This window comes from Rhizobium azibense, from assembly GCF_004342325.1.
GTDB lineage: Bacteria > Pseudomonadota > Alphaproteobacteria > Rhizobiales > Rhizobiaceae > Rhizobium > Rhizobium etli_B.
The window spans coordinates 17,273-35,184 of the sequence record NZ_SMBJ01000002.1; the positions used below are offsets into that span (position 1 = coordinate 17,273).

17 protein-coding genes are annotated in these 17,912 nt (G+C 58.6%); 13 read left to right on the top strand and 4 right to left on the bottom strand.

Features of this window, described 5'->3' with window-relative positions; all coding sequences use genetic code 11:
- Positions 1-65 precede the first annotated feature (65 nt).
- A complete protein-coding gene (locus tag EV130_RS04280; protein ID WP_132659432.1) occupies positions 66-2,195 on the bottom strand; it encodes a bifunctional diguanylate cyclase/phosphodiesterase in 2,130 nt (709 codons plus the stop codon).
- Between the two features lie 276 nt (positions 2,196-2,471).
- Between EV130_RS04280 and EV130_RS04285 the strand changes: the two genes are divergently transcribed.
- The 3 genes from EV130_RS04285 (at position 2,472) to EV130_RS34195 (ending at position 3,653) form a co-directional block, all read left to right on the top strand.
- Positions 2,472-2,807, top strand: coding sequence for a LytS/YhcK type 5TM receptor domain-containing protein (locus EV130_RS04285; protein ID WP_074064667.1), 336 nt, complete (start codon positions 2,472-2,474; stop codon positions 2,805-2,807).
- A 64-nt stretch (positions 2,808-2,871) separates the two neighbouring features.
- On the top strand, positions 2,872-3,225 hold the full coding sequence (locus EV130_RS04290; protein WP_132553031.1) for a hypothetical protein: 354 nt from the start codon (positions 2,872-2,874) through the stop codon (positions 3,223-3,225).
- 185 nt (positions 3,226-3,410) lie between these two features.
- On the top strand, positions 3,411-3,653 hold the full coding sequence (locus tag EV130_RS34195) for a diguanylate cyclase (protein ID WP_081377241.1): 243 nt from the start codon (positions 3,411-3,413) through the stop codon (positions 3,651-3,653).
- A gap of 288 nt (positions 3,654-3,941) precedes the next feature.
- Here the strand turns inward: EV130_RS34195 and EV130_RS04300 are convergent, their stop codons facing one another.
- Positions 3,942-4,697 (bottom strand): hypothetical protein, encoded by a 756-nt coding sequence (locus EV130_RS04300; protein ID WP_132659434.1) that lies wholly within the window; start codon positions 4,695-4,697, stop codon positions 3,942-3,944.
- A gap of 278 nt (positions 4,698-4,975) precedes the next feature.
- Here EV130_RS04300 and EV130_RS04305 point away from each other — a divergent pair, with 278 nt between their 5' ends.
- A complete protein-coding gene (locus EV130_RS04305; protein WP_132659436.1) occupies positions 4,976-6,376 on the top strand; it encodes a sensor histidine kinase in 1,401 nt (466 codons plus the stop codon).
- Entirely contained in the window at positions 6,373-7,023 is a 651-nt protein-coding gene (locus EV130_RS04310; RefSeq protein ID WP_074064672.1) for a response regulator, read from the top strand. Before EV130_RS04305 ends, EV130_RS04310 begins: the two co-directional genes overlap by 4 nt.
- Here the strand turns inward: EV130_RS04310 and EV130_RS32865 are convergent.
- A complete protein-coding gene (locus EV130_RS32865) occupies positions 7,013-7,465 on the bottom strand; it encodes a hypothetical protein (RefSeq protein WP_207900858.1) in 453 nt (150 codons plus the stop codon). The genes EV130_RS04310 and EV130_RS32865 overlap by 11 nt on opposite strands.
- A gap of 372 nt (positions 7,466-7,837) precedes the next feature.
- Here EV130_RS32865 and EV130_RS04320 point away from each other — a divergent pair, with 372 nt between their 5' ends.
- The 3 genes from EV130_RS04320 (at position 7,838) to EV130_RS04330 (ending at position 10,304) form a co-directional block, all read left to right on the top strand.
- A complete protein-coding gene (locus tag EV130_RS04320; RefSeq protein WP_132659438.1) occupies positions 7,838-8,215 on the top strand; it encodes a hypothetical protein in 378 nt (125 codons plus the stop codon).
- A gap of 318 nt (positions 8,216-8,533) precedes the next feature.
- Positions 8,534-9,664: a helix-turn-helix domain-containing protein gene (locus EV130_RS04325; protein WP_074064675.1), complete on the top strand. Its 1,131-nt coding sequence runs from the start codon at positions 8,534-8,536 to the stop codon at positions 9,662-9,664.
- A gap of 418 nt (positions 9,665-10,082) precedes the next feature.
- Positions 10,083-10,304, top strand: coding sequence for a hypothetical protein (locus EV130_RS04330; protein WP_074064676.1), 222 nt, complete (start codon positions 10,083-10,085; stop codon positions 10,302-10,304).
- 149 nt (positions 10,305-10,453) lie between these two features.
- Here the strand turns inward: EV130_RS04330 and EV130_RS04335 are convergent, their stop codons facing one another.
- Positions 10,454-11,116 (bottom strand): GntR family transcriptional regulator, encoded by a 663-nt coding sequence (locus EV130_RS04335; protein ID WP_074064677.1) that lies wholly within the window; start codon positions 11,114-11,116, stop codon positions 10,454-10,456.
- 376 nt (positions 11,117-11,492) lie between these two features.
- Between EV130_RS04335 and EV130_RS04340 the strand changes: the two genes are divergently transcribed.
- From EV130_RS04340 to EV130_RS04360, 5 genes are read left to right on the top strand one after another with little or no spacing between them, the layout of a single operon-like run.
- Complete coding sequence (locus EV130_RS04340; protein WP_074064678.1) at positions 11,493-12,758, top strand: NRAMP family divalent metal transporter; 1,266 nt, start codon at positions 11,493-11,495, stop codon at positions 12,756-12,758.
- Between the two features lie 10 nt (positions 12,759-12,768).
- A complete protein-coding gene (locus EV130_RS04345; protein ID WP_074064679.1) occupies positions 12,769-13,533 on the top strand; it encodes a LamB/YcsF family protein in 765 nt (254 codons plus the stop codon).
- Between the two features lie 21 nt (positions 13,534-13,554).
- Complete coding sequence (locus tag EV130_RS04350; RefSeq protein WP_074064680.1) at positions 13,555-14,361, top strand: putative hydro-lyase; 807 nt, start codon at positions 13,555-13,557, stop codon at positions 14,359-14,361.
- A 7-nt stretch (positions 14,362-14,368) separates the two neighbouring features.
- Positions 14,369-15,979 (top strand): 5-oxoprolinase subunit B/C family protein, encoded by a 1,611-nt coding sequence (locus EV130_RS04355; RefSeq protein ID WP_074064681.1) that lies wholly within the window; start codon positions 14,369-14,371, stop codon positions 15,977-15,979.
- A 28-nt stretch (positions 15,980-16,007) separates the two neighbouring features.
- Entirely contained in the window at positions 16,008-17,753 is a 1,746-nt protein-coding gene (locus tag EV130_RS04360) for an acetyl/propionyl/methylcrotonyl-CoA carboxylase subunit alpha (protein WP_132659440.1), read from the top strand.
- Positions 17,754-17,912 lie beyond the last annotated feature (159 nt).

Consider the following 17,912-nt stretch of genomic DNA (forward strand, 5'->3'; position numbering starts at 1 on the left):
TACCGCTGCCATGGTTAACAAAAAGTTAACAGGCTAGAGAAAGGTTGCACAGCCGCTGGACAATGTCATGCGGCTGGATCTTCTTGGCGAAGTTTCTTCGAAATCTCCCGTGCCGACATGGGCTTTCCGACGTGATATCCTTGAAGCTGATCACATCCTGTATCGCGCAGTATCGCTGCCTGACGAGCATTCTCGATTCCCTCGGCGGTTACCGGAATATTTAGAGCCGTCGCCAAGGAGACCGTCGCGCGAAGCACCTCAATGCCGTTTGCAGTGTCCTCGACACCCGAAACAAGCGATCGATCGATCTTCATCCGATCGAAGCCAAACTGCCGCAGAGCGCCAATGCTCGCATAGCCGCAACCGAAGTCGTCAAGCGCGAACTTGATTCCGACGCGCTTAAGCTGGTCTATGGACCGGCGGGCCTGATCAGGATTGGTCATGAGGACGCCTTCGGTTATTTCCAAAGTCAAGCGGCTGGCGTCGAAATCTGTTTCTTTCAGAACCGCAATCACTTGCGCCCCAAAGTCGGGGTTACATAGCTGGATTGGCGACACATTGACGGACAACGTCAGACCGGGCCAAGCTCTTGCATGGGAGATCGCCGCACGCAGCATATGAACGCCGAGAGCGTCTATGAGGCCGGATTTTTCAGCAAGCGGGATGAAAACCTCCGGACTGACCTTTCCGGTGGCGCTGTGCCAGCGCGCCAGGGCCTCAAGGCCGGTGATCTCGCCTGTGGCGGCAGAAACGAGCGGCTGGAAGACGGGTTCGATTGCTCCACTTCTTATGGCGTTTCTCAATTCGCCTTCCAGTTCGCCGATACGCACGCATTCGCGGTCGAGCTCGGGATCGTATCCAATTGCTTGACCTCTGCCATTTTCCTTGGCGCGGTAGAGAGCCATGTCGGCCCGTCGAAGCAGTTCCAGCGGTGTTATGTCCTCGCTTCTGGTTGCGGCTCCGATGCTTGCCCCGACTTCGATCGTTCGCCCGTCGATTTTGAACGACCCGGCAAAGAGGGCAAGAATTGCCTGTTTGAAGTCGCCGAGCGCGGCCGATCCGACTTGCACCAGCGCAAAATCGTCGCCACCCAGTCTCGCGGCGGCAAAGACTTCCTCATGGCAGGTCGCCATGGCTTTCGCAACGATGCAGATCAGATCATCGCCGACTGCATGTCCCCAAGCATCGTTGACAGTCTTGAAGCCATCAAGATCAACGAGATAGAGCGATACCCCCGGCACAGCCGAGCTTCTGAGATGCTCCAGCACATTCAAAAGACCATGTCTGTTGAGCAGACCGCTCAGACTGTCGTGATCTGCTTCGAAACGTGCCACGTCGGCCAGCCGACGCAAGCGACGCGCTTCAGAGGCCCCGGCGAAAAGGACGGCTGCCAGAAACAGGCAAAGGATGACCGCGGCAGCCAGGATGTACGGATAGACCGTCGTAAAGACCGCGTTACCGGGTGCTTTGCTGGGCCAGGCAAGAAAGGCAATGGCAGTGCCGTCCATGTCTTTGATCGGGGTGCTCAGGAGGCCTGGTTCGGCCACTGCCTGGAGCCGCAGCCCCTCAAGCTCGTATTCAGTGGAGAACGTGCCAAGGACGTCGCGCGTGATGTCCTTGTAGAAGCTCAGTACGCTCAGCCTCGGAAGCTCGGCATCTGTCGAGAAGGGCTGAATTGCCTGCGATGCGACCAGCGCGACACCGTTTCCGGTCTTGAAGAAGTTGACCAGAGGAGCTTCGCTAGCGATCGCGGCAGCTTTACGATGCCGCGCGAAGGCCTCGCCAAAATATTCGCGTGGCCCGAAAGACTTGCCCTTCGCATAGGAAGAAATCACCTTTCCATCGGGGCCGGTGACGATTGCACCGTCATACAGCGGATAGTCCTCGCTGGTCTTCCCCCAGTTGTCATAGGCCCAGGCGGCGGCACCGGATGATGCAATGGCGGCATAGGCATCATCCCACACGGCATTGTCCGTTACGGTCCCACTGAGGCGGACTGCAAAGGCTGCGAATGCAGCATCTGCGGCACGCGTGGCCCGCGCATCGTCGATTTCATTGCCCGAGCGGGTCATGGTTGCAACAACGTGGGCCATCAGGCCCGTCAGCAAAAGAGCAACCGCAAGGAAGCAGATGGTTGCAGCAATGATGGAAGTCGTTTGAGCACGAGCATATTTCGCTGCAAAACTGGACGACATGAAGGGTCCAAAAAATCCGAGAGTTAAAGGATCATGTCCTGGGGACGGCAGGAGACATCATGTCCGCAATGCGCTGCATTTCGGTTTTAGCATTCGACCATGTAAGCGTGCTTAAGGAGCGTGGTTAACGACAGGAGTAAGCATCCAACGCAGATGGCGGCGGCGAAATGATTGCCCGGCGACCGGACCTCGAAGCAAACACAGCGTTAAGCTGGACGAAAGAAAAAAGCGTAGATAGATCAAATTGATCCACGTTTTCGAGCTGCTGAAACGATCATGAGCACAACCTGGCAGATATTGACGGGAAACCTCGCCGTCGTTGCACTCGTCATGTCGCTTTGGGCACATTTCTATTATCGGCTCCGCAATCTTTCAGCGCTTCAGTCGAGGGTTGCATTCGGTCTGACTATGGGGCTTGGCGCCATTGCGTCGATGCTACTTTCGATCCCCGTCAACTCCGGCGCATTCATCGATTTGAGATCGTCGCTCATTGCGATCTCCGGGCTGTTTGGCGGGCCAGTCGCAGCCATTGCCACGATGGCCAAGCGGGCGCCTTTCAGATATTTGCAGGCGGAGCCGGAACAATCAGCGGCATCACCAGCATCCTGCTGATCGGCGCGCCGTTGGTCTTGCCGCTCATATGGTCGCTCAAGACCGAAAGATCGGGATTACAGATGTGGTGCTCTTGGCTGTTGCGGTTTGCGTAATACTCGCGGGGTCGACACTGGTATTGCTCAGCTACGCCGATGACCAAACGCTTGCGACAATCATTGCACCCGCTGTCTTCCTCAATTTCTGCGCCATCATCATCTGCGGGCTCGTCCTGTTGCAGTTCGAACGCATTGCACTCGAACGTGATCTGTTGACGGCCGCCCTCACCCAGACATCCGACTACCACTACGTCAAGAATAGCCAGAGCCAGTTTGTCATCGTCAACCGCAATGTCGCCGAACATCATCACTTCAGTTCGCCGGCAGCGATGATCGGCCTCACCGATTTTCAGCTTGCGACGCAACGGCGCGCAGCATGAACTGACCGAGCCGTAACCTGCTGTCGCACGCCATGGCCGGCATGACGGATGGATTTGCGATGTTTGCTCGTGACGGTACGCTGCTATTTTGCAACGAACAGTACAGGTGCCTTTTCCCCTTGTCAGCTCCAGCGCGCATTCCCGGAGCCAGTATCAGGGACATTCTGTGAGGCGCAGCAAAGGCGCTGGCCCGCAAATTCGTGACAGGTCTTCGGGCGCTGGAAATACCGCATGCGGGCAGCGAATTCCGGTTTGTCACTGCAAGTGTGGGTGTTTCGACGAAGCAAAGTTCATCTTCCGAACTCGTATCTTCGGAACTGATCAAACGCGCCGACGATGCGCTTTATGATGCCAAGCACAACGGTCGCAACCAGGTCAGCGCCTGGAGAGCCCAAAAATGGGATGAGCGTCGGCAAAAGGCGCGATAGTGCCCAAGATGATTGCACTACTCCGGGCTCTGTGTGAAAATCTTCGCGCGCCGCGTTATCTTTCCCGCTCCCCTCGCCCGCCTTCACGGCAGTCACGAATCCAGCTCGCCTGCGAGAGCGGCCAATAACTGAGAACTCTTAACTCCAGATAGTCGATCTATTGGCCAACAGCGTGAGCCATTCAATTCCGGCATCCTAACCTCATCTTGAAGAAGGTTGGTAACTTCCGCCAAGTGAAAGGATCAGGTGCGCCGGCACCTCAGGTGCCGGCGAGTACGTCGCCGATATTCAGTTTGCCGGCTCGACCGGCGTCTCCGTGACGATCGTGACTGTAGTGGTCGTTTCCGTAGTTTCTGGCTCCTCAACCGTATCCACCGTCTCCGGATCGGGAAGCGTTTCGCGAATCTCGTCGATTTTGCCGACTGCCGGTCCCACGCCAAGGATTTCCTTGGCTTCAGCAAGAGCATCGTCGCTCACGACGCCGCCTTTCGTGAATCCAGCAAGGGCCTCGCGCAGCGCCTCATCGCTCAGCGCCGGATCGGTCGGAACCACATCGGGCCCGCTTACGTTTTCGAATTCAGCATATGCCATCACGTAGGCCGCAACGGGAGCCAGTCGAGGGTCGTTGGAATTCAGGTAGGCGTGATAGTTGCGGTTCAACGAACTCAGCCCGACCGTGTCCGATTTGGTGTTCTTCAGACTCTTTTTTGCAGCGTTGCCGCTCTTTACAGGCTTATCTGCCTTTGTTGCTTTATCAGTTTTTTTGCCCTGAAAGAAAAGCGATTCGAGTGTCGGCGTGCTTTCTTTCGACTTTGAACTCGTTTTCGAATGGGCGTTGCCAGACTTGCCGTGGTTCGAGCCCGAGCTACCGCGGTTGCCTCCATTCCCATTCCCATTGCCGTTTCCACCACCGCCAGAATTGCCGTTGCCATTTCCGTCCTTGGCAAGGGCCTCATTCGAGCCCCCGAGCCAAGCGCCTGTTAGCGGAGCGACTGTGATGGTAAGCGCAAGAATGCTTCGGCTGATCAGTTTTCTGATAGGCATGCGATGGTCTCCTCGTTAAAGCGGCGGCGATGCATATCACAGCCAGCCGCGGATGAGCGGCTTCAGTAAACGCAACGATAGCTTGCGCGTCGCCGCGATTCCATGATCCTCAGACCAATGCCATAGCGGTTAGGACTTAGGTCCGATGGATGGATTCCAAACGTCTGATAGTGCACGCTTGAAAAAGCCCGCCATTGACCGCGGCAACGGAGAAGGTAGGCTATCTGCAAGATCGAAACGGGTCGCCACGTCATGCGACCAATCCCCGAGAATAACTCGTGCGTCGGCCCAACCTGATTTCAAAATGGAATTCGCAGTCGCTGGCCAAGCAGTTCCTGGTGATCGGCGGCATTGTCTCGATTGTAGCGATGCTTCTGGTCGGGGCGTTCGTCACTCGCTTGATCGAGGACGCAGTTACACGTAATTCTGCCGCAACGACTGCCCTTTACGTGGACAGTGTCATTGCTCCGCTGCTGCCTGACATGCAGACCAGCCAAGCACTTGACGATACCGTCGCGCGGGCTCTGGACGAGACACTCGGGCAAGGTGCTCTCGGCGACCGGCTGTTGTCATTCCGTTTATGGCGCTCGGATGGTACTGTCCTTTATTCGAACGACAAGACCATGATTGGAAAGAAGTTCCCGCTCAGTGATGAGCTCAAGACGGCCTTTGCAGGCAAGATGGCGGCTCAGTTCAACGAGCTCGACGACGTCGAGGACAAGACAGAGCGTCTTGCCGGTAAACCGCTTCTTGAGATCTACAACCCCGTCCTGCAGCCCTGGTCGGGACAGGTGGTCGCTGTTTCCGAGTTCTACGAAATTGCCAATGACTTCCAGCACAGCCTCAGCCAGGCAAGGCTTCACACCTGGCTCGCGGTGGCGGGTTTTACCCTTGTATTCTTCGCGACGCTCTCGGCGATTGTTCTAAGGGGTAGCCGAACAATCGAAAATCAGCGTCATGCGTTGAGGCAGCGAATTGACGATCTGTCCGCTTTGCTTGCCCAGAACGAGGCCCTACGGGAACGTGTCCAGCGCGCTTCCGAGCGCGTCACCGCGTTGAACGAGAGCTATTTGCGGCGCATCGGCGCGGATCTTCACGACGGCCCAGCCCAACTTATTGCTTATGCTTCCCTTCGCCTGGATAGCCGCACCGTCGTCAGCGCATCGACCTCTCCTGCAAACCGCGAGCGGGAGATTGCATCCATCAAGGCAAGTCTCGACGAAGCCATGCGCGAAATTCGTACGATTTGCAGCGGCCTGGTCTTGCCGCAGATCGAGGCAGCGAGCCTTTCTGAAATATTGGAGCGGGGTGTTCACGCCCATCGCCAGAGAACCGGGACAATCGTCGACCTGGTGATGTCCAGCACACATGTTTGTCTATCGCCATCGGCGAAGATATGCATCTACCGCTTTGTGCAGGAAGCGTTGAATAATGCCTATCGCCATGGCGGCGGCGCGGGCCAGCGTGTTATTCAGCGTTTGCAGGGTAATCGTGTCAGCGTAGAAGTCGCAGACGATGGGCCAGGTTTCAGCATCGACGACGTCGGACCTACCAGCCTTGGACTTGCCGGTCTCAGGGAACGCGTGGAAAGTCTTGGCGGCACTTTCGAGATCACATTTGCCGCGCCAGGTACGATCGTTACGATGACACTCAACATCGAGGAGACCGAGCAAGCATGAGCGAAACGATCAGGGTCGCGGTTATCGACGATCACCCGCTGTTTAGAGAGGGCGTAACGAGAAGCTTGTCGGAAATCGATGGTTTCGAGGTGATCGCCGAAGGCGGTTCGAAGGATGACGCGTTGCGTATTGCACAGAACCTGCGACCCGACATCATTCTCATCGACATTTCCATGCCAGGCGGAGGACTGAACGCGATCGGTCCGATCCTTGAAGCATCGCCATCGCAGAAGATCATTATGCTGACGGTCTCGGAAGCCAATGATGATGTTACCGGAGCCTTGAAGGCGGGGGCGAAAGGTTATGTTCTCAAAGGCGTCGGCTCCAGAGCACTCGCCGACATCATCCGCACGGTGGCTGACGGGGACGGATATGTCGCTCCGACCCTATCTGCCAAGTTGCTTCACAATCCATCCGAGCCCTCCAATGTCGACGCCATCGCTGCGCTTACCGCCCGTGAACACGAAGTTCTAAAGCTTGTCGCGACGGGCCTTAGCAATAAAGAGGTGGCTCGTAAGCTCGACCTGCACGAGAAAACGATCAAGCATCACATGACACAGGTCATGGCGAAGCTTGATGTCAACAACAGGACAGAGGCGGCGATGGTCTTTCGCGATGCGATCGATCGAAGGCCGATCAGGGACTGAATGATTGCAGCCGCTTTACATCATCAAAAGTGGCGCGCCGGTTGACGATGGTGCGCCCTTTCGCATCCTTCATGATGTAGCGTCCCCTTTTGACTTCCTCGGTCATTCCATCGACGTGTAGTACTTCGAGGGAGGCGTTGTCATCGCCCCTTGTCGTTGCCGACACACCAGAGCCTTTTCCGGAAGAGCTGTTGTTCGAGCCGCTCTTGCCGTTGCCACCGCCGCCGTTGCCATTGCCGCCGCCATTGCCATTGCCGCCGCCATTGCCGCCGCCATTGCCGTTGCCGCCGCCATTGCCGTTGTTTCCACTCTTGGCCAGGGCAGATTGGGGGGCAACCTCGAATGCGGATCCCGATACTTCAATCCTGTAGGGAAGGATGGAAAGGGAGACACCAACCAAAGCCCAACACAACGTGGCTAGAAGATTCCGACGCGTCGTCATCGCTGTTACCCGACGTGGGCTAAAGGCCCACGTCCTTTTTTCAATTAAAAGTGCACTTGGATCGATGGCGAATATTCGGCTCGGAAGGGTGGGCAAACCTGCTGAGCAAATTTACATGCAGCATCCAAGATCCGGAGCCTAAACGGCCAGTCCAAGTTCTTGAGATTGCTCATGACGCATGCCGATCGTCAACCCTTCAAGCGGCTGATAGAGGAAGATCAGACCTTTCCTGCGCATGGGTTCCGACCTTCGTCCGCCTTCGGATAGGACCAAAGTCCGAGGACAGATGAGGACTGGGAGGGCATGATCAACCCACGAGAGGTATGTGATCGCGTACTCTCGTTTTTCCTCGGAGACCTTAATGATCCCTCAATGGCTGGCGTTTTTGAACCGGACCCACCCCCAGGTGCGGTGACAAATTTCTCGGCTGCTGCATTTGAGCTTACGGCGGCAATCAATCTACGTCTCGCCTTGAGGCTGGTCAAACCGACGGCAGAGTGTCTGGCAAGAGCCGAGGAGGTGTACGAGCGAACAAAGCTCTATGGCGAATTGCGCGAAGCCGGCTCAGGATCAACCGTCAACGCTGAACGACAATTGGCCAATGCTTTGGAAAAGCTGACCGCGGAAATGCACGCGGCCTCCGCGTCCGTTGAGGCTTTCATCAATTCCGACGACCATCTCGGCTCCGGTTGCGCCAGACCGAAATCGGACGCGCAGGTGGTCGTGCATGGGCTAAATGCCACAATCTAGACAAGAAATTTCCTAGAGAATGACTTGAACTGAACCATTGGCAGAATCAGACCGGTTCCTGATCGACCATACCGTCGGGGTCGCTTAAAGAGATGGCATGCCGCCGAGCTTTTCAACCTTCGCAATCTTTGGCTTGATCGAGCGGCCTAATGTGCCTGGAGTGGACAGCGTTCTGCGTCTGCTTCGGCCGATTCGGTGACGTGAATGGGGTTTTGGTGACTATTTGGCGCTGTCTTGACGCCAGTTCGGGGGACCAGATTGTCAGATGATCGACGTAAAGAACAATCCGGACCTAATGGTCCCGACACCGAAAATGCCGTGCGGAGCGACGAGACTGCGCCAGTAAAGGTCGAACGCCGTCGTTATCCGAGATCGGCACAACCAAGCGCCGAAGCGCCTCCGGCTCCGCCAGCGTTGGAACCATTGCTGTTTTCCACGCGCGGGCTGGAACCGGCAGATCAATTTGGAGCCTGGCAGGCCTATGTCGCTCCCCTGATAGACATTCGACGTCCGGATGGTCCATCGCAAGAAGTGGGGTTTGTAGCCGATCATGCGGCCTGGAATCTCGGCGGCATGCTGATCGTCCAACAAAGCACACCTGCCCATAGCTATATGCGCTCGGAGGCAAAGGTGCGGTCAAACCTTATCGATCATTGGCATGTTTCGATCCTGCGCAACGGCCGGACATGGACAGAAGTTGCCGGGTATGTCTCGGAGGGTGAGCCAGGAAAGGTGGAGCTGCGTTCTTTGGGCCACCCCTTTCGAGGTCGATCAACCGAGGCCAGAACCCTCTCGCTTTATTTGCCGCGCGAACTGCTTTTTGCTGTCCCCGCCTCCAGCGAAATCAAAAACAATGTCGCCTTGTCCGGAACCTACACCAAACTCCTGATCGAATATCTGGATGGTGTCGAGGCAAACCTTCCACGTCTGGCTGCAGTGGACCTACCCTACGTCGTCCAGACCACACGTGACATGATTTTGACCTGCGTTTCGGCATCGGCTTCGAATATTGTCGCTCCGGAGCAACACAGCACCTTGGCTTTGATGGAGCGCGTGCGCCGCTTCGTCCAGCGAAACTTGATGTCACCCGATCTCACGACCGACCGCATATGCAGGGAGCTCGGAGTTTCGCGCACCCGCCTCTATCAGGTGTTCGAGCCGGATGGCGGCGTTCATCACTATATTCAGCGCCGGCGGCTTTTGTCTGCTCACGCTGCCCTGAGTGACGTCAGCAACCGGCAGCAAATCGTCGACATCGCCTTTGCTGTGGGCTTTTCTTCTGCTGCTCATTTCAGCCGAGCATTCAGCAAGGAGTTCGGTTACAGCCCGCGCGAGGCGAGAAATGTAGCCGTTCCACTTTATCTTGGGCATGCTGTCGCACCAGTGTCAGAGGTCGAAAGCGCTCATTCCTTCGACAAATGGCTAAAGACGCTCGGCCATAGCCGCTAGTTGCGGCCCGTTCGCCGCCAAAGCGGGGATCGTGGCATCGAAGATGCTCTGTCTCTTGCCGCACTCATCGATCCTGTGCCGCCACATAAACGAGTGCTGCGTTGTCCAGCCGATGCGACAGATCCAAAAGAGCCCGGCTACCTCCTCATGATCGGCCTTCTACTGGTCTTCTGGTCGTTGCACGAGCCGTGGGCGAGGTTTGCTTCAGAGAATATCAAGGCCAGGAGGGTAAAATTCCAAACTGGCGATCGGTGATTGCAAAAATGGACGCTGCTGCAAGTTTCGGGATGCATGGCTAACGACAGGCGACACTTAAGTTATTAGAAAAGAAGCATAATAGCAGTTCAGGCGAGAGAACCCGAGTACATGATGAAATGTACTCTCCATGCAAATAGCGCAACCTTGAGGGGGCATATCAATGGAATTTACCCGTCCGACAATACAGATCAGCAACCCGCAACATGGCGCAAGTGATCCCTATCGAGCCGTCGAGCGCGAGGAAGTTCTTGCAGCGGCATTTCAAGAATTCGTGCAAAGGGCTCTTGCTGCGGGGTGGAAGGAGCCGGAGGTCGCTTTGACCTTGGCCGACATCGCAGACGACTATGTGATGGCGCTCGCGCGAAGAATTGCGGCAAATTAGTATTGAGTGTCCGTTCGCGCTTCGCACGAAAAAGAGCGCGAAATGGTGCCAGCAATCTTCGGCAAGCCCGCCGGCGCTGTTGCTTCACGACGAAGCGGCTCGCCGGCGGCGTGCGTGGTCTGGGACATAGGTGCCGGTTTCATCGGGGGTCATCTGCCAGGATCGATCCGGGAGAAAGCGGCAAGCACCGTGCGCTCGGACTGTATTAGATAGGCTTCGAGCGCTGTACAAGCTTCGGCCGTCAATCCGGCTTCGAGCTTTTCGAGAATTGCGCCGTTGAGGTCGACATAGGGCGCGTGCAACAATTCGGGATCGGCAAGAAGGCCGAAACTGAGACGCAATTCTGCGGCGATCTGCGCGTAGAAGGCATTCAGGCGCTGGCTGTCTGCAAGATCGACGATCGCCGCATGAAAGACCATGTTTTCGCTGCCGACCATTGTCCAATCCTTTCGGTCCCGCGCCACCCTGGCGCGCTCGACCGCCGAGCGCATGCGCGCCACGGCCGGATGCCTGGGATAGGCCCTTGCAAGCGCTTGGCATTCGATCATGCGGCGCACACGGTAGATGTCGATGATTGAGGCCATGCTCGGCGTGGCGACAAAGACGCCGCGATTGGGCTCGTGGCGCAAGAGATTTTCCTTGGTCAAGAGCCGGAAGGCTTCGCGCAGTGAGTTGCGCGACACATCCAGGCCGGCGCTGAGCGCTGCCTCAGACAGGCGCTGCCCCGGCTTCAATTCGCCCGCAATCAGCATGTCGCGGATCTCCTCCGCCAGACGCGGCGCAAGCGCCGATATGGTATCCTGTTCAGCCATCAAAGCCCCTTCTGAATGGAAATGGATGAAACATCCCTTTCCATTCGCATCGATATAGCGGTTCTTGCTCAATGGGAACTATGGGCTGAACGACAAGACCAATCAGGCCCAGCGGCCAATGTCATTCGCGGCCAGTCAGGCTTTTCCTCAAGGCACGAAAAGTGACAAGCACGCGGGCAGTTTGCAAACGGGTACCGAAGAGACCGTCGCTTAATAACTGCTCAGATTGCTCAACACTTCGGCATTATAGTAGAACGATAAAATTAAATCGTTGAACAATATTGACATCGCAGTGAAACCCGACGACGCTGGTTCCTGTCAAATCTCACATGGCCTGCCCAAGGAAGTGCGGGCGGGCCGCATAAGGAGAGGGTTTATGGAACAGCTATCTATTTCATCTACAGACGGTGCATCGGCCGCAACGTCTGGCATGTCGGTCAAGTCGCGGCGCGCAGCACTAACGGCTGCGGTCTTCCTGATGGCAACCTCGGCCATTGGCCCGGGATTTATCACCCAAACGGCAACATTTACCACCAAACTCGGCGCGGCTTTCGCTTTTGCGATCCTCTCCTCGATTGTCATTGATTTCGTCGTGCAGCTGAACATCTGGCGCATCGTGACGCTGACGCGCATGCGCGCCTCCGATCTCGCCAATGCGGCAATCCCGGGCGCCGGCTATCTGCTTGCTGTTTTGGTGATCGTCGGCGGATTATTCTTCAATATTGGAAACATCGGGGGAACGGGTCTTGGTATCAATGCTATGATCGGGCTTGATCCGAAAATCGGCGGCGCAATCAGCGCAGTTCTTTCGATCGGCATCTTCTTGTCGAAGCGCGCCGGCATGGCCGTCGACCGCTTCATCATCTTCGCCGGTATCTTGATGATCGCATTGACGCTCTATGTAGCCATCGTATCGGCCCCGCCGGTTGGCGAAGCACTGTTCCAGACCTTTTTGCCAGCGACCGTGGATTTTGCCACGATCACCACGATCGTCGGCGGCACCGTCGGTGGCTACATCACCTATTCCGGGGCCCATCGCCTATTGGACAAGGGCACGGTCGGCATCGAGAATCTCGGCGCCGTCAACCGCGCAGCGCTTACCGGCATCGCCGTCACCGGCATCATGCGCTACGTGCTCTTTCTCGCTGTGCTTGGCGTAGTCGCCAGCGGTGTCGTCATCGATGTCACAGGCAAGGGTGCCAATCCGGCTGCCCAAGCCTTTGAGGCAGCCGCTGGCACCCTGGGCATGCGCATCTTCGGCATCATCCTATGGGCTGCCGCCATCACCTCGGTTATCGGCGCTGCCTATACGTCGGTTTCCTTCATCACGATCTTCAAGCAAGACCTTAGTGAGAGAGCCCGCAATATCGCGACCGTAATCTTCATCGCCGTATCGCTGTTCTTCTATGTCGTCATCACCACCCCGCCGGCTCAGATGCTGGTCTTCGTCGGCGGCCTGAACGGCCTCATTCTGCCGATCGGCCTGTCGATTTTCATCTATGCCGCCTGGGCTCGTTCTGACCTGATGGGTGGCTATCGCTATCCGCGCTGGCTGCTGGTGCTCGGTGTGCTGGCTTGCCTCCTCACCTGGTACATGGGCTACAAGTCAATCGGCCCGATCTTCGCGCTTCTGGCCGCCTAGGGAGCCTGACATGACTACCATTGATCTGAACAGCGATCTCGGCGAAAGCTATGGCGCATGGAGCATGGGCGATGACACCGCGATGCTCGCCCTCGTCTCCAGCGCCAATGTCGCCTGCGGCTTTCATGCCGGCGACCCGCTCGGTATTCTGAAGACCGTCAGGGCCGCAGCTGAAACGGGCGTCATGATCGGCGCGCATGTCTCCTATCCTGATCGCGTCGGCTTCGGCCGGCGCGACATGGATGTCGCAAGCCACGAACTGACCGCCGATGTCATCTACCAGATCGGCGCACTGAAGGGCCTGGCAGCGGCAGTGGGTGTCACCGTCGGTTACGTCAAGCCGCACGGCGCTCTTTACAACCGCATCGCCCGCGACCCGAAGCAGGGCCAGGCAGTGATCGACGGCATCAAGTCAGTGGATCCCTCTTTGATGCTGATGGGTCTAGCAAACGCGCCAATTCTCAAGCTCGCCCGCGACTGCGGCTTGAAGGTGGTGGCGGAAGCCTTTGCCGACCGGGCCTATACGCCCGATGGCGACCTCGTCTCACGTCGTGAACCGGGTGCCGTCCTGCATGACCCCCAACTGATCGCTCGACGCATGCTGCAGCTTGCACACGAAGGTACGCTCGAAGCGATCGACGGCTCGACCATCAAGCTCGACGCCCAGTCGATCTGCGTGCATGGCGACAGCCCCAGCGCTGTCTCCATCGCCATGGAGATCCGCCGCGTCTTCGAAGTGAACGGGATTGCCGTCCGCTCCTTCCTGTCTGCCTGACCAACCTGCGAGAGACATACAATGATCGCCATCGAACACCTTCGCCACATCGATGCTGGGCCTGCGCAAAAGGCCCGCGAACGCTACCGGGCAGGCGTCATCGAGCCGACTTCTGGCGCCGCGCCAGGCTTCACCCAGGCCAATATGATCGTGCTTCCGCGCGACTGGGCCTTCGATTTTCTGCTCTATGCGCAGCGCAATCCAAAGGCATGTCCGGTGCTCGATGTCGCCGATCCGGGTTCGCATGCGACCGTGCTTGCGCCTGGCGCCGACCTTCGCAGCGATCTGCCGCTCTATCGCATCTGGCGTGAAGGAAAACTCGCCGAAGAGACCACGGATGCGACAGCAGCCTGGAGCGAATATCCCGACCTCGTCAGCTTCCTCATCGGCTGCAGCTTCACCTTCGAGACACCCATGGCGGAGGCCGGGATCGAGATTCGCCACATCACGGACAAGTCCAATGTGCCGATGTACCTGACCAACATGCCCTGCCGGCCGGCCGGCCGCCTGCATGGGAACATGGTCGTTTCAATGCGGCCGATAAAGGCGTCACGCGTTGCCGACGCCGCGACCATCTCGGGACGCTTCCCGGCAGTGCATGGCGGGCCCGTACATGTCGGCGCACCGGAAGAAATCGGCATCAATGATCTCGCCACGCCGGAATTCGGCGATCCGGTGCGCATCGAGCCGGGGGAAATCCCTGTCTTCTGGGCCTGCGGCGTTACCCCGCAGGCGGCGGTGATGGCCTCCTGCGTCCCCTTTGCGATCACTCATGCGCCGGGACACATGTTCATCACCGACATACCCGATTGCGCCTATCACGCTTGAGGTTCAGATGCGTTTTTTGCCTGTCAGCCTGACAACCATGCTTGTCGAACTGGCCGATCTCGACGAGACGCTGGCGCTGTTTGCCACGCTCAAGGCTGATCCGCTGGAGGGTATAGAGGACATGGTGCCTGCGGCCCGCACGCTGATGATTCGCTTGCGGCCGGAAAGGCTGACGCTGGAAAAGCTGGCCGGCGAGATCGCGACGCGCGATCTGTCGCTTCGCGCGGCACCCTCCGACAAGTCCGTCGAAATTCCCGTTTGCTACGACGGCGAGGACCTGACAGATGTGGCCGACCTTACAGGCCTGTCCGTCGAGGACGTCATCCGCCGCCATACCGAGAGCGAATTCACCGTCGCCTTCTGCGGCTTTGCGCCCGGCTTCGGCTATCTCACGGGCGGCGATCCGGCACTGCAGGTGCCGCGCCGCCAGAGCCCGCGCACAAGGATCCCGGCCGGCTCGGTTGCTTTGGCCGGCGCCTTCAGCGGTGTCTATCCGCAGGCAAGCCCCGGCGGCTGGCAAATCATCGGCACGACGCCGGAAAAGATGTGGGATCTATCACGCAGTCCGCCAGCACTCCTTCAGCCCGGCTACCGCGTGCATTTCTTCGACCTCAAAAAGAAAGCAGTCTCAACTACCAGGACCACGACCAAGACCCTGGCAGTCCGCTCCCCGGACGTTGCCTCGGAGGGCCCTGCGCTCAAGGTTCGTGCCGCCCCTATGCCGGCGCTGTTTCAGGACCTTGGTCGCTTCGGCAAGACCGGCCAGGGGGTGTCATCCTCCGGTGCGCTTGACCAGGGTTCACTCAAGGCGGCCAATCGGGTGGTCGGCAATCCGGCCGGCATGCCCTGCCTCGAGATCACGCTTGGCGGTTTTTCCTTCGAAGTTTCTGGCCGCACCGTCATGGCGCTCACCGGCGCGCCCTGCCCGATCAGCATCCGTGACGCAGCTGACCGCACGATCAGCGCCGGGACCTATCAGCCGATCTCGCTTGAACCGGGCGATGTCGTGACGCTCGGCCATGCACCGAGAGGTATACGCAGCTATCTCGCCGTGCGCGGCGGATTTTCTGTGAAGCCGGTACTCGGCAGCGCTTCGACCGATACGCTGGCCGTGGTCGGCCCCGCCCCTGTCAGCGCAGGCGCAGTGCTGGCCATTGACAACGATAGCTCGGCCCTGACCAGCGTTTCGCTTCATGAAGCGCCGGCCTTCGACCTTCCGGCAGCCGACGAAACCGTCACGCTCGACGTGATCATGGGGCCGCGCAGCGACTGGTTTACCGCAGCTGGTATCGCTGCCCTCTCCGGCCAACTCTGGCAGGTGACACCGCAGTCCAACCGGGTCGGCATCCGCCTTTCCGGCCAAGCCCCGTTGGAGCGCAAGGACAGGGCTGAATTGCCGAGCGAAGGTACGGCGACCGGCGCAATCCAGGTGCCGCACAGCGGCCAGCCGGTCCTTTTCCTTGCCGACCATCCGCTGACTGGCGGCTATCCCGTCATCGGCACGGTCGCCGAATACCATCTCGATCTCGCCGGACAGATTCCGGTTGATGCCAAAATTCGATTCCGGCCGGTGACGACTTTCGGCGATATTCTGCCCGCCACGGATCGAGATCGATGACGGCCAAAATCAAGTGAGGAGACACTCCATGAAGAAGGTCCTGATCGCCAATCGCGGCGAGATCGCAGTGCGCATCATCCGGGCTTGTCGCGATCACGGCTTGCAATCCGTCGCCGTCTATGCCGATCCAGATGTGGACGCGCTTTTCGTCAAGGCGGCCGACGAGGCTCATGGGCTCGTCGGCTCTCGTCCGGACGAGACCTATCTCGACATCGACAAATTGATCAGCATTGCCAGGCGCTCGGGTGCAGATGCAGTGCATCCCGGTTATGGCTTTCTGTCCGAACGGGCCGAATTCGCCCGTGCAGTGATTGATGCTGGCCTCACCTGGATCGGACCCGATCCGCATGTTATCGAGGCATTGGGCGACAAAGTCGAAGCGCGGCGGATCGCCACCAGCGTCGGCGCGCCGCTGGTTGCCGGTAGCGTCGGCCCCGTCAAGTCGGCTGCCGAAGTCATCGCCTTTGCCGCAGAGCATGGGTTGCCCGTTGCCATCAAGGCTGCCCACGGCGGCGGCGGCCGTGGCCTGAAGGTCGCTTGGAGGATGGAGGACGTAGCCGAACTTTATGAATCTGCAGTCCGCGAGGCCACAGCCGCCTTCGGCCGTGGCGAGTGTTTCCTCGAGCGGTTCCTCGACCGTCCGCGCCACATAGAAGCGCAGGTTCTGGCCGACAAGCACGGTAATGTGCTGGTGCTTGGCACCCGTGATTGCTCGCTCCAGCGGCGCAATCAGAAGCTGGTCGAGGAGGCACCCGCCCCTTTCCTTACCGACACCCAGCGCCGATCGATCCACGATTCTGCGAAGAAGATCTGCGCTGCCGCCGGCTATTCTGGTGCGGGTACGGTCGAATTCCTGCTCGGTTCCGACGGCACGATCTCCTTCCTTGAAGTGAACACTCGCCTGCAGGTCGAGCATCCCGTAACCGAGGAGACAACAGGCATCGACCTCGTCATCGAACAGTTCCGTATCGCCGACGGCCTGCCGCTGCGCTTGACCGAGACGCCTGTTCCGCGGGGCCATTCGATCGAGTTCCGTATCAATGCCGAGGATCCAGGCCGGGGCTTCCTGCCAACCCCGGGCAAAATCACCGTCTTCGAGCCGCCCGCGGGGCCTGGCATCCGTGTTGACAGCGGCGTCGCCTCCGGCTCGATGGTGCCTGCCACCTTCGATTCGCTCATGGCGAAACTGATCGTCACCGGCGCTACTCGCGACGAGGCGCTCAGCCGCTCGCGCCGCGCGCTCAGAGAATTCAAGATCGACGGCATTACGACTGTCCTGCCCTTCCATCGCGCCGCGGTCGAGACGAAGGATTTTAGGGGCGAAAGCGGCTTTAAGGTGCATACGCGTTGGATCGAGACAGATTTCGCCAATCGTCTTGAAGCGCAAGCCCGGCCAGAACCGGTTGCCGACCCCTCGCTGGTCCGCACCCATGTGGAAATCGACGGCAGGCGCCATGAGATCGGCATTCCGGGCGCACTGCTGGCCGGTCTCGGCGCGCTTGCAGGCAAAAACACCGAACCGGCGACCGCCGCAAGGGCGGAAGACACCTCGAGCGTGACTACGCCGATCTCAGGTACGCTGCAGGCCTTCAAGGTCGAGGATGGCGCGCAAGTTGCGGCCGGCGACCTGATCGCGGTGATGGAAGCGATGAAGATGGAAACCCAGGTGACGGCATCGCGGGCCGGCACGATCCGGCTCAAGGCCCAAGTCGGCGTTTACCTACAGGCCGGTGCCGAGATCGCACGCTTCGAGGTCGCACCGCCGGTCGGATAGACCGGCGAATGGAGCCGATGTCGTCTGGCGATCGGATGTCAAAAGGCCGAAACAGAAAGGGCTGGACGCATCCGGCGATGACTGGTTATTCCGGCCATGCCGGAGCGGATGTGCGTTGCGTTCTGCCGGGTCGCGGCCTCTCCGCAGAGGTCGGCGGCG